Raw genomic sequence first — 13,021 nt, 5'->3', positions numbered from 1 at the left:
AGCATGACTGAAAAAGAACGTTTGAAGGAATTGGCTTTACTTTTTTTAAAGTTAGGTGTAATTGGTTTTGGAGGACCAGCAGCTCATATCGCCATGATGCAGGAGGAAGTGGTCGTTAAGAAAAAATGGCTCGATGACCAACAATTTTTGGATTTACTGGGAGCGACAAACTTGATTCCGGGACCCAATAGCACTGAAATGGCAATTCACATCGGACATGAAAGAGCAGGATGGAAGGGGCTGATCGTTGCTGGACTTTGCTTTATTGTTCCCGCGGTACTGCTCACAGGGGTTTTTGCCTATGGTTATAAAGAATATGGTCAATTGCCTCATTTACAGCCTTTTTTATATGGTATCAAACCAGCGATAATTGCCGTTATACTAGGAGCTGTTTATCCTTTGGCAAAAAAGTCCTTGAAAACCGTTCTCTTGGGAGTTATTGCAGGTCTTGTTTTACTATTGTCACTTTTGCAAATTAATGAAATCATTTTGATTTTTGGTGCCGGCTTGGTCGCTTTGCTCTTGTATTCCATTCAAAATAAAGACCATTCGTTTTTTAAAAATAATTGGATATCGTTATCCCTTCTTTCCGCTTCTAAAGCGACTTCGGTAGGTATAACCAACTTTAACTTGTTTCTAATTTTCATCAAAATCGGAGCTATATTGTATGGAAGTGGGTATGTGCTTTTTGCATTTCTAGATGCTGAATTAGTTACGCGTGGCTTACTTACAAGAACGCAACTAATAGACGCCATCGCAGTGGGTCAATTTACTCCAGGACCAGTTTTCTCGTCGGTTACGTTTATAGGGTATCAAATTAATGGCTTGACGGGGGCTGCTGTGTCTACTTTGGCCATCTTTTTACCCTCTTTTGTCTTTGTAGCTTTATTGAATCCTTTGGTCAAAAAATTACGCAATTCGGTAACTTTTAGTACCTTTTTAGATGCGGTAAATGTGGCTTCGGTTGCGATAATTGTATCGATTTGTATTCAAATGGGGATAAGTACGATTATAGATTGGCGCACTATTTTGATAGCTTTAGTCAGTATGCTAGCGGTTTTTTACTTTAAAAAGTTGAATAGCGCCTTTATTGTTTTGGGCGGTGTTGTATTAGGTTACTTGCTGACTTTAATTTAATGTTTTTTCAGTAACTAATCCTCAGAAGGCAACTAATTGTATATCTATTTTGCGTTGTAAATAAAAAAAAAGCTACTAAACAATGTTGTTTAATAGCTTCTTTCAATTACAATTAATTAAATAATTCTGGGTACAAAATTATGTCTATTGCCATCCGCCACCAAGGGCTTTGTATAACTGCACGACGGCTTTATATTGTTGAAATTTATTATCTGCTAAACTTAATTCGGCATTCAAAGCAGCATCTTTTGCGGTTAAAACTTCTAAGTAATTAGCTAAACCATAATTAAGCAACTCATCCGAGAATTGGCTTGCCTTGCCAAGAGCATCAACCTGCTTTTCTCTAATGGTAATTTTATAAGTCTCATTGTTGTATTGTGCCAAGGCATCTGATACTTCTTTACCCGCAACAAGTAAAGATTGTTCAAATTGCAAATACGCTTTTTCTTGATTTGCTTTAGCCACTTCATATTTTGTTTTCACCTGTCTTTGGTTAAAGATAGGTTGCGTTAAACCAGTAATCACACTTGCAAAAAGAGAGTTGGCGCTAAACCATTCTTTCAGATCAATACTTTGAAAACCTCCAGAAGCGGTGACTCTGAGACTAGGGTAAAAACCACTTTTGGCTACATTAGTCATTTCAAAGTTGGTGATCAAGTTATATTCGGCTGCGATCACATCAGGTCTGTTTCGTAATAAACTAGCAGGAACTCCTAAAGTAATGGCTGGCTGCAAATTTTGGGACTCAAATGTAGCACGTTGTATTACGACAGTTGGATCATTTAGTAATGTACTGAGTGTGTTTTCGAGTATTATGGTACTGTTTTTTAAATCAGCAATGATTAGCTCTGTTGCATATTTTTGTGCTTCCGTTTGTTTTACACCCACTTCAGTAACATTTCCCGCTTTTTTAAGAGCAACAATTGTTTCGACACTTTTATCTCTGTTAATCAACGTTTTCTCAGCAATCTTTATTTGAGCATCAACCGATAATAATTGATAATATAGTGTTGCGATACTAGCAATTAGTTCGGTTTTTATAGCTTGATTAGCAGCTGTCGTTTGTAAAAATGCAGCATTGGCGGCACGTTTATTCGAACGTATTTTACCCCAAATGTCTGCTTCCCATGATAAGTTGCCAGACAGTTGGTATTGATCTACATTCAAATTTCTTAAAAACGTACCTGATTGACTATTTTTAGAAATCGTTTGGTGTGTCCAGTCTGTAGTGGCTGTTAGAGTAGGAAAGTAGCCCGCTTTTCCTTGCTTCATAGTCGCTTCGGCAGCAACTAAATTTTGCATGGCTATGCGAATATCTAAATTATTCTCTAAACCTTTACTAATATACTTTTGCAAAAGCGGATCAGTAAATACCTTATCCCAGGATATTGCTGCTAAAGATGCTGTATCTGTTGTTACTACTGCATTTCGATACAAGTTAGCTGTTTTAAGTTCTGGTCGTTCGTATTCTTTTGCAACGAAGCAAGATTGTACAAGCGTTGCTGTTGCTGTTAATAATACGATTTTATATATTTTATTTTTCATTTTCTTCTTCTAAAAGTGGAACATCTGAATCTTGAATCGTTACCGGAATTGGCTTGCTACTAATTTTTTCTTGTAAGCTTTGGAAAACGATAAATAGAACAGGAATGACAAAAACCCCTAATAATGTTCCAATTAACATTCCGCCAATAGCTCCCGTTCCAATCGATTTATTTCCTACTGCACCGGCACCTTGTGCTAACATTAATGGCAATAAACCAAATATAAAGGCAAAAGAGGTCATTAGAATTGGTCGCAAACGAGCAACCGCTCCTTGCACTGCAGCTTGGGTGATACTTAGACCTTTTTTACGAGCATCAACAGAAAATTCGACAATCAAAATCGCATTTTTTGCCAATAATCCAATAAGCATAATCAAGGTAATTTGGAGGTAAATATTATTACTTACATTAAAGAAGTAAGCAAAAATATAAGCTCCTGCTAAACCAATAGGAAGTGAAATTAATACTGCAAATGGGAGCATATAACTCTCATATTGTGCTGCAAGTAAGAAGTAAACAAATATTAGACACAAAAGGAAAATGTATAGCGTTTGACCGCCAGCACTAATTTCTTCACGAGTCAAACCCGAAAACTCATACCCATACCCGATAGGTAGATTTTGACTTGCGACTTCTTCAACAGCTTTAATCGCATCTCCCGTGCTGAATCCTTCATTAGGCGCTCCTGTAATTTTTACAGAAGTAAATAAATTGAAACGATCAATAGCTTGTGGTCCAAAAACTTTTACTAAGGTTACAAATTGTGAAATAGGAGCCATTTGGCCGTTGTTATTGCGAACCAAAACTTTATTCAACGATTCAGGATCGCTCCTAAATTGAGGTTCAGATTGGTAGACAACTCGATATTGTTTTCCGAATTTATTAAAGTTAGAAGCGTAAACTCCACCATAATAGCCTTGCATTGTTCCCAAAACATCTGTTACTGTTAAACCTGATCTTTTGATTGCGGCCACATTTAAATCAATACGATATTGTGGATAATTGGGTGAAAATGAAGTAGCAGCGTACTTAATCTCTGGACGAGTATTTAAGGCTGCCAAAAATTTGTTATTTACATCGCTTAGTTCTTGAATAGTTCCTCCTTTTTGATCTTGCAGTTGCAACTCAAAACCATTGGTAAAACCAAAACCAACAAGAGTAGGTCTAGCAAAGAACAATACCTTTGCATTTTTAACCACCGATGCTCTTTTAAACAACTCGCCAACGATCATTGATATTTCTTGGTTCGCATCCTTTCTCTCTGCCCAAGGCTTTAATTTAACAATAACCATCCCGTAATTACTACCAGTACCACTAATCAAGCTTCGACCAGAGATACGTAGGATTGCCTTAATTTCAGGTATATCTTTAACCTGATTTTCTATTTCAAGTAATGCTTTCTCAGTGTTTTCTAACGAAGTTCCAGGAGGTAAGGATACATCAGAAATAATAGCTCCTGTGTCTTCTCCAGGTACAAATGCCTTTGGGGTAATATTTAATAATAATACAAAAATAGCTGCAAAAAGAGCGATACCACCAAATGCCAACCATTTGCGCTTGATGAAAAACTCTACTGATCTTTTGTATTTTTTGGTTGTCGTATCAAACCCAACGTTGAAGGCAGTATAAAAACGCTCTAAAAATCCTGTTTTTTTAGCTCCATCATGTGGTTTTAAAAATATAGCACACAAGGCAGGAGATAACGTCAAGGCATTAATAGCAGATAAAACAATAGAAACCGCTAATGTTAAACCAAATTGCTTGTAAAACACCCCTGCTGAACCACTAATAAACGCCACAGGAATAAATACGGCTGACATCACTAGTGTAATCGAAATAATTGCACTACTAATATCGCCCATGGCACTATGAGCTGCTTTTTTAGGGTCGTGTTCTCCAGCTTCCATCTTAGCGTGGACTGCCTCGACGACGACAATGGCATCATCTACAACAATACCTACGGCTAGTACTAAGGCGAAAAGCGTCAATAAATTTATTGTAAAACCAAAAACACTTAAGAAAAAGAAAGTTCCTAAGATAGCAACCGGTACCGATATAGCGGGTATTAAGGTGGATCTCCAATCTTGTAGAAAAATAAAGACAACGATAAATACTAAAATAAATGCTTCTATCAACGTGTGAATTACTTTTGTAATCGATTCCTCAAGGAAATCATTGGCATTAATTAATGTGGTGTAATCAACTCCTTTTGGGAAATTTACTTTGGATTCATCCAAAACTTTTAAGGCACCCTCAATAACTTCTTGTGCGTTAGATCCTGCAGTTTGTGCAATTGCAATCGCAACCGATTGATTTCCGTTGGTGAGCGTGTTTCCGGCATAATTTACCGCTCCTAACTCAACTCTAGCAACATCTCCTAATTTCAAAACTTCGCCATTGCTGGTAGAACGAACAATAATATTTTCAAATTCTTTAGTGTCCTGTAGACGACCTTTGTATTTTAAAGTATACTGAAAAGACTGATTGCTATTTTCACCCAATTGACCTGGCGCCGCTTCAATATTTTGCTCGGCTAACAATGCCGTGATATCTGAGGGAATTAATCCATAAGCTCCCATAACATCTGGCTTTAACCAAATACGCATCGAGTAATCTTTTTGGCCAAAAATAACGGCTTCTCCTACACCAGCTACCCTTTTAATTTTAGGTAAAATGTTAATGTTGGCATAGTTTTGTAAAAAGGTCATATCATATTCTGGATTCTCACTGTATAAGGAGAAAATCAATATGTTATCGCTTTGTCGTTTGGATGTGGTAACTCCGGCTCTAGTCACCTCTTGTGGTAATAAAGGGGTAGCACGCGAAACCCTATTTTGAACATTTACGGCAGCTAAATCTGCATTAGTCCCTAATTTAAAATAGATACTAATCGAAGCTGAACCATCATTATTTGAAGTCGATGTCATGTAGGTCATGTCCTCGACACCATTAATTTGTTCTTCTAATGGAATTACTACTGAACTCATTACTACATCGGCACTTGCTCCTTGGTAGTTAGCCGTAACGGTTACAGTTGGTGGTGCTATTTCTGGATATTGGGAGACTGGAAGGGAAACAAGTCCTATCGCTCCTAGTATTACGATAATTATAGATATTACCGTAGACAATACTGGTCTGTCTATGAATTTTGAAAACATAAGGTACTATTTATTCAATTAAATGTCTGTCGATTATTTTTTTGCAGTCTCAGGATTTAGAATCGTTTTGTATGCGACTACTTCTGGCTTAATAAGTGTACCTTCAGCAACGATACCAACACCTTCAATTAGCATTTTATCGTTAATAGTAAGTCCGCTGTCTACCACGAAAAATCGACCTCCAGGAACAGGACGAACCTTAATAGGCATCGCTTTCACCTTATTCTCTTTGTCCACTACAAGTGCGATTCGCTTGTCTTGCATTTCTAAAGTTGCATTTTGAGGAATAATAATAACATCTTCTAACTGTGTTGGAATTTGAACAATACCACTTTCTCCAGAACGAAGTAATCTGTTAACATTAGGAAAACTAGATCGTACGTTGAAAGATCCCGTTTGCTCATTGGCTTGACCACTAAATGTCTGAATTTTTCCTTTTTGCTCGAATAAACTACCATTACTTAATACTAGATTTACAGCAGGCATATTATTTACTTTATCCTGAAACGTTTTACCCTCTGCATTCATCATAATATCAAGTTGCTGCTTCTCATTTACAGAGAAATAAGCGTAAATAGTGCTAACATCAGATATTCGTGTCAATGGCTCCACGGTTTGGCTACTTACATAGCTTCCTATTCTCAGCGGTAAAGTCCCAACGATTCCGTTCACGGGACTTTTGATCGTAGCATAATTAATACGAGCAACGATACTTTGATAGGTGCTTTTTACTCCAGCAAGGTTTGCTTTTGCAGTTGCAAGTTGCACGTCGCTAATAATGTTGCGTTCTACAAGAGGTCGTAAACGATCAACTTCTACTTGTGCGGCAGTAATTTTTGCTTTAGCTGCCGCCGCTTCTTGTGTAGCTGTTTGCGTTTCAAGTTTAAAAAGTAATTGCCCTTTTTTTACTTCTTGCCCTTCTTGAACGTATATTTTTTCAATATAACCATCTACTTTTGCACGAATATCAATATCTGTTATTCCTTCTAAACTAGCAGGGTATTCTGCTAATAATGTAGTGTTTGATTTTTCGATAGTAACTACTTTGTAGGTCATTACGGGAGGTGCCGTCACTGTTGCTTCTTTTTTACAGGATAGAAAGCTCATTGATAAAGCTAAAGCACTTATAAAGTATCTATTTTTCATTGTAGACTTGTTATTGGTATTGGATTTATTATTTATTTTTATTGTGTGTTTCTATTTCTTGAAATTTCTTAATAGTATTCGAGAATAACTTTTGAAGCTCGTTTACATGAACTTTGTAAGCCCTAACATTGTCTAGGTTACGCTGTTCTTCAAGGCAAGAGGCAGTATGCTCTCTGTAACTAATCATTCTGTTTAAAATGGTCATTTCAGAATCTATAATTTGCAGATAGTTTTCTAAGCGTTTACTAAGATCGGCAGCTTTAAAGTACTTTTTACGATCACCACATATAGTAAAATAAGTGACTTTTTCCATTTTAAGAAGTAAATTCAAATTAGTGGAAATAGAGCTTTTACTAGCACCAATTGTTTCTACTAATGCGTCAAAGGTCAATCCTGATTTACATCCATCGATTATTAGAACTCCTATTATTCGCGCTGCTAATGGCGGTATATTGTATAATTTTTCAAAATGAACGCCAAACATCTCTCTCAGTTCATTTTTTTCTTTTTGAACATCCATAGTTGTATTTTTTTTTGCAAAGTTAAGTTAGGTTCGTAAAACACTGAACTAATCGAACTTAATTTTTTGTTAATTTTAACGAGGAATTGTTACAGTATAGTTAGCACGAATTTGAGCTAGATTTGGTAGTATAGTATTACAAAAGAATAGGCTTAGCCGATACCTGTATTTTAAAATCTAATTTGTTTATATTTGTTCCTTAAAATAGATAATTTGTGAGTACTCTCAATAAGCTTAAAATATTCAATGATCCTATTTATGGATTTATCACCATACCAAATGCTTTAATTTACGATTTAATTCAGCATCCTTATTTTCAGCGATTGCGCAGAATATCACAAATGGGATTGTCTTATTTGGTTTATCCAGGGGCAAATCACACGCGTTTTCATCACGCATTAGGTTGTATGCACTTAATGCAAAAAGCAGTTGATGTTTTACGTTTTAAAGGAGTTACTATAAGCCCTGAAGAGGAAAATGCACTTTACATAGCTATTCTATTACATGACATTGGTCACGGTCCGTTTTCGCATGCTATGGAACGTAGTATTGTTGAGGATGTACATCATGAGCAAATATCTTTGCTATTTATGCATCAACTTAATAAAGAATTTGGTGGTCAATTAAATTTAGCTATTCAGGTCTTTGAGGGTGATTACCATAGAAAATTTATGTTGCAATTAATATCCAGTCAATTAGATATGGACAGAATGGATTATTTGAAACGAGATAGTTTTTATTCAGGAGTGGCTGAAGGAAATGTGAATTCAGAACGTTTAATCCAAATGATGAATGTGGTAGATGACTTTTTAGTTATTGAGGAGAAAGGTATTTACTCTGTCGAAAAGTTTTTAATGTCTCGAAGATTGATGTATTGGCAGGCTTACTTGCATAAAACTAGTTTAGTTGCTGAGCTTATCTTAACTAAAATTTTAAAAAGAGCCAAGGAGCTTACTTTAAAAGGAATCACACTACCTTGTAGTACTCCATTGCAGTTTTTTCTTGAAAACAAAATTACATTTGATGGATTTAATTCTACTATTTTAGATTTATTCTCCCAACTAGATGATTTTGATATTATAAGCGCTTTAAAAGGATGGCAACGTCATGACGATTATATCTTGTCAACATTGAGTGGGATGATTATAAATAGAGATTTGCTAAAAATTAAATTAACAAGTGAAAAAGTAGCTTTAGACGCTCTTACTCCAATGAAAGAACGTTTTGCTTTGGAAAACAATATTTCTTTAGCAGATACTAGTTATTTTATTTTTAAAGGAAAAATAAAAAATCAAGCGTACAGTAAGGAGGCCGAACCTATACGTATATTAAAAAAAGACCGTACTGTTGAGGATGTTATCGAATCATCAGATCAACTCAATTTAAAATCGTTGTCCAAATCCGTAACTAAATATTATATTTGTTTCCCAAAACAACTGATTTAAATAAACATTTAACATCTATTTTTTTATATTTTTGTCGCAATGAAAGAAATCACTACATTTTTTTTTAACATCTTAAAGACCTTACTAGGTGATCGTCCTTTGGTGTCTATGAAAAATATAATTAAGTAAGATGAAATTTACAGCAGAACAAATAGCGGGAATATTAGAAGGAGAAGTGGTAGGTAATCCGCTGGCTGAAGTGCAAAAATTATCTAAAATAGAAGAGGGTACTGCAGGATCTTTGACATTTTTATCTAACCCGAAGTATAATAATTACATCTATTCTACAGAAGCATCCATAACAATAGTTAATAATAATTTTGTTCCTGAGGCGGCGATAAAAACGACTTTAATCAAAGTAGAAGACGCTTATTTAGCCTTTTCTAAGCTGTTAGAGTTTTATGACCATGCTAAAGGAATAAAAAGCGGAATTGAACAACCGTCCGTATTATCTGAAAACGTAAAATATGGTAGTAGTTTTTATCTTGGTAGTTTTAGTTATGTAGGAGCAAATACTATAATTGGTAATAACGTTAAAATTTATCCCAATTGTTTTATTGGTGATAATGTTGTCATTAAAGATAATGTCACTATTTTTGCGGGTACGAAAATTTATTCCGAGACAGAAATTGGTGCCAATAGTGTCATACACTCTGGTGCAATTATAGGAGCAGATGGTTTTGGTTTTGCTCCAAATGTAGACGGAACCTTCAAGAAAATCCCGCAAATAGGAAATGTTATAATTGAGGATGATGTAGATATTGGATCTTGTACAACGATTGATAGGGCCACAATGGGGTCTACTATCATTAGAAAAGGGGTAAAGCTCGACAACCAAATACAAGTAGCGCATAATGTTGAAATAGGAGAGAATACCGTTATTGCTGCACAAACAGGAATTGCTGGTTCCACTAAAATTGGCAAAAATTGCATGATAGGTGGACAGGTGGGTATATCAGGACATTTAACAATTGGAGACAATGTTAGAATTCAAGCTCAAGCAGGAGTAGGTAGAAACATTAAAAACAACGAAATCTTACAAGGAAGCCCTTCTTTTGGTTACAACGATTTTAGTAAATCGTATGTGCATTTTAAGAATCTTCATAAGATTGTTGCAGAAATAGAAGAATTAAAGAAACAAATATCAAACCAAAAAAATGGAAATAATGGTTAAACAGAAGACCATCAATACAGAAATCTCTTTGACAGGAGTTGGATTACACACAGGTAGAGAAGTCAAGATGACTTTTAAGCCTGCTCCAGTAAATAATGGTTTTACTTTTGTGAGAGTAGATCTAGAAGGACAACCAGTTGTTGAGGCGGATGCTAATTATGTGGTTAATACGCAAAGAGGTACCAACCTTGAGAAATTAGGCGTTAAAATTCAAACACCGGAGCATGTTTTAGCAGCTTTAGTGGGTTGTGATTTAGATAATGTTATTATCGAATTGAATGCCTCTGAATTGCCAATCATGGATGGTTCTTCGAAATATTTTGTTGAAGCTTTAGAAAAAGCTGGAATAGAAGAGCAAAATGCTAAACGTAACGTTTATGTGGTAAAGGAAGTAATCTCTTTTACCGATGAAGCGACTGGAAGCGAAATATTAGTGATGCCAAGTGATCACTATTCTGTTACTACAATGGTAGATTTTGGGACTAAAATATTAGGAACTCAAAATGCCAACCTAAAAAGCATTGCCGACTTTAAAACAGAGATTGCTTCCTCAAGAACATTTAGTTTTTTGCATGAGTTAGAAACTTTGCTAGATAATGGTTTGATAAAAGGTGGTGACTTAAATAATGCTATTGTTTATGTAGATAAAGATATTTCTGATGCTACTATGGAGAATCTTAAAAAAGCTTTTGGTAAAGAAGTAATAAATGTAAAACCAAATGGAATTTTAGATAACCTGACCTTACATTATCCTAACGAAGCCGCTAGACACAAATTACTAGATGTAGTAGGTGACTTAGCGCTAATTGGTACAAAAATTCAAGGTAAGATAATCGCAAACAAACCAGGACATTTTGTAAACACACAGTTTGCAAAAAAAATGGCTAAAATTATTAAAATAGAGCAACGTAATTATGTTCCTGTTTACGATTTGAATTTGGAACCATTGATGGATATCCATAAGATCATGGCTGTTTTACCTCACCGACCACCGTTTTTATTGATCGATCGTATTATAGAAATGTCAGAAACACATGTGGTTGGTATGAAGAATGTTACCATGAACGAAAACTTTTTCGTTGGTCACTTTCCTGAAGCACCAGTGATGCCCGGAGTATTAATTGTTGAAGCAATGGCTCAAACAGGTGGTATTCTAGTATTAAGTACAGTTCCTGATCCTGAGAATTACTTAACCTATTTCATGAAAATTGATAATGTGAAGTTTAAGCATAAAGTACTTCCAGGTGATACGTTAATCTTTAAATGTGATTTAATTACACCAATAAGAAGAGGGATTTGTCATATGCAAGCTAACGCTTACGCTAATGGTAAATTAGTAGCTGAAGCAGAATTAATGGCGCAAATAGCCAAAAAACAATAGATTTAAATTAAGATCGCTTGAGGAATTCAAGTATTATTTTAATTTATATATAACAATAAAAAAAAGCAGATGAATCAACCCTTAGCATATGTTCATCCTGGCGCCAAAATCGCCAAAAACGTTGTAATAGAGCCTTTTACTACCATTCACAATAACGTTATTATAGGTGATGGTACCTGGATTGGGTCTAATGTGACTATTATGGAAGGCGCAAGAATTGGAAAAAATTGCAATATATTTCCGGGAGCAGTAATATCTGCAGTACCACAGGATTTAAAATTTGGAGGCGAAGAGTCATTGGCGATAATAGGTGACAATTGCACCATAAGAGAATGTGTTACCATTAATAGAGGAACTATAGCATCAGGTCAAACCGTTATTGGTGACAATTGTCTTATCATGGCAAGTGCACACATTGCACACGACTGTCATGTAGGTAACAATGCAATTATAGTAAATGGTGTTTTGCTTGGTGGTCACGTTACCGTAGGGAACTACGCCATAGTAGGAGGATTATCTGCCGTGCACCAATTTATTAATATAGGAGATCACGCTATGATATCTGGAGGATCCTTACTAAGAAAAGATGTACCCCCTTTTACCAAAGCAGCAAAAGAGCCCTTGTCATATGTTGGAATCAATTCAGTAGGATTAAGAAGAAGAGGTTTCTCAATAGATAAAATTAGAGAGATACAAGATATTTACAGAATTTTATATCAAAAAAACTACAATACAACGCAAGCATTAGGAATCATTGAGGCCGAAATGGAAGCTACTCCTGAAAGAGATGAAATTATCGATTTTATCAGAAACTCATCTCGAGGGGTAATGAAAGGGTACACTGGTAATTACTAAAATTATTTTTTTCTTTAAGGAATTTATAATTACAATTTAAAAATAAATATAAATCGCTAATAGCACAAAGCTAGTAGCTCAACGCAAATAAAATGGCATCTACATCAGATATTAAAAACGGGTTATGTATCAAATATAACAATGATATTTACAAAATCATCGAATTTCTTCACGTTAAACCTGGAAAAGGTCCTGCTTTTGTTAGAACTAAATTAAGAAGTTTGACTAATGGTAAAGTATTAGATAATACTTTTTCGGCTGGACATAAAATTGAAGAAGTACGAGTTGAAAATCATAAATTTCAATTTTTGTACCCTGAGGGAGATGAATTTCATTTCATGAATACAGAGACTTTCGAACAAATTTCTTTAAATAAAAACATTTTAGACTCACCAGGTTTATTGAAAGAAGGAGAAAGTGTAATGGTAAGTATTAATACAGAGACTGACTTACCTCTTTCTGTAGATATGCCTGCTTCAGTTATTCTTGAAGTAACATATGCTGAACCAGGGATTAAAGGAAATACAGCAACTAACGCTACAAAATCGGCAACAGTAGAGACTGGAGCTTCAGTAAATGTTCCTTTGTTTATTAATGAAGGAGATAAAATTAAAATTGATACTGCATCAGGTTCATACATGGAGCGTGTAAAAGAATAAAT

General features: G+C 35.2%; 10 protein-coding genes. 6 read left to right on the top strand and 4 right to left on the bottom strand.

The window, feature by feature from the left end:
- Positions 1–3 precede the first annotated feature (3 nt).
- The gene (gene chrA, locus H8R22_RS11050) at positions 4–1,137 is read left to right on the top strand and encodes a chromate efflux transporter (RefSeq protein ID WP_187010441.1); all 1,134 of its coding nucleotides are present in this window, start codon (positions 4–6) and stop codon (positions 1,135–1,137) included.
- Positions 1,138–1,281: 144 nt separating this feature from the next.
- Here chrA and H8R22_RS11045 read toward each other — a convergent pair whose 3' ends face one another.
- Genes H8R22_RS11045 through H8R22_RS11030 form a run of 4 tightly spaced genes read right to left on the bottom strand, consistent with a single transcriptional unit; the run spans position 1,282 to position 7,505 of the window.
- On the bottom strand, positions 1,282–2,682 hold the full coding sequence (locus tag H8R22_RS11045) for an efflux transporter outer membrane subunit (protein WP_187010440.1): 1,401 nt from the start codon (positions 2,680–2,682) through the stop codon (positions 1,282–1,284).
- Positions 2,672–5,839, bottom strand: coding sequence for an efflux RND transporter permease subunit (locus H8R22_RS11040; RefSeq protein ID WP_187010439.1), 3,168 nt, complete (start codon positions 5,837–5,839; stop codon positions 2,672–2,674). The genes H8R22_RS11045 and H8R22_RS11040 overlap by 11 nt, the downstream gene beginning before the upstream one ends.
- A gap of 33 nt (positions 5,840–5,872) precedes the next feature.
- On the bottom strand, positions 5,873–6,985 hold the full coding sequence (locus H8R22_RS11035; RefSeq protein ID WP_187010438.1) for an efflux RND transporter periplasmic adaptor subunit: 1,113 nt from the start codon (positions 6,983–6,985) through the stop codon (positions 5,873–5,875).
- Between the two features lie 28 nt (positions 6,986–7,013).
- Positions 7,014–7,505 carry a GbsR/MarR family transcriptional regulator gene (locus H8R22_RS11030; RefSeq protein ID WP_187010437.1) on the bottom strand — a complete coding sequence of 164 codons (492 nt, stop codon included), beginning with the start codon at positions 7,503–7,505 and terminating at the stop codon, positions 7,014–7,016.
- Between the two features lie 215 nt (positions 7,506–7,720).
- Here H8R22_RS11030 and H8R22_RS11025 point away from each other — a divergent pair, with 215 nt between their 5' ends.
- From H8R22_RS11025 to efp, 5 genes are all read left to right on the top strand, one after another.
- Entirely contained in the window at positions 7,721–8,950 is a 1,230-nt protein-coding gene (locus tag H8R22_RS11025; protein ID WP_187010436.1) for an HD domain-containing protein, read from the top strand.
- 130 nt (positions 8,951–9,080) lie between these two features.
- On the top strand, positions 9,081–10,124 hold the full coding sequence (gene lpxD, locus H8R22_RS11020; protein ID WP_187010435.1) for a UDP-3-O-(3-hydroxymyristoyl)glucosamine N-acyltransferase: 1,044 nt from the start codon (positions 9,081–9,083) through the stop codon (positions 10,122–10,124).
- Entirely contained in the window at positions 10,117–11,505 is a 1,389-nt protein-coding gene (locus H8R22_RS11015) for a bifunctional UDP-3-O-[3-hydroxymyristoyl] N-acetylglucosamine deacetylase/3-hydroxyacyl-ACP dehydratase (RefSeq protein ID WP_187010434.1), read from the top strand. Before lpxD ends, H8R22_RS11015 begins: the two co-directional genes overlap by 8 nt.
- A gap of 69 nt (positions 11,506–11,574) precedes the next feature.
- Positions 11,575–12,360, top strand: coding sequence for an acyl-ACP--UDP-N-acetylglucosamine O-acyltransferase (lpxA, locus tag H8R22_RS11010; protein WP_187010433.1), 786 nt, complete (start codon positions 11,575–11,577; stop codon positions 12,358–12,360).
- Positions 12,361–12,452: 92 nt separating this feature from the next.
- Entirely contained in the window at positions 12,453–13,019 is a 567-nt protein-coding gene (gene efp / locus H8R22_RS11005) for an elongation factor P (protein ID WP_187010432.1), read from the top strand.
- The last annotated feature ends 2 nt before the right edge of the window (positions 13,020–13,021 follow it).

The sequence above is a fragment of the Flavobacterium kayseriense genome, from assembly GCF_014305095.1.
GTDB lineage: Bacteria > Bacteroidota > Bacteroidia > Flavobacteriales > Flavobacteriaceae > Flavobacterium > Flavobacterium kayseriense.
Note: the sequence above shows the minus strand (reverse complement) of the source record. Positions and strands in the feature narration are given on the sequence as shown.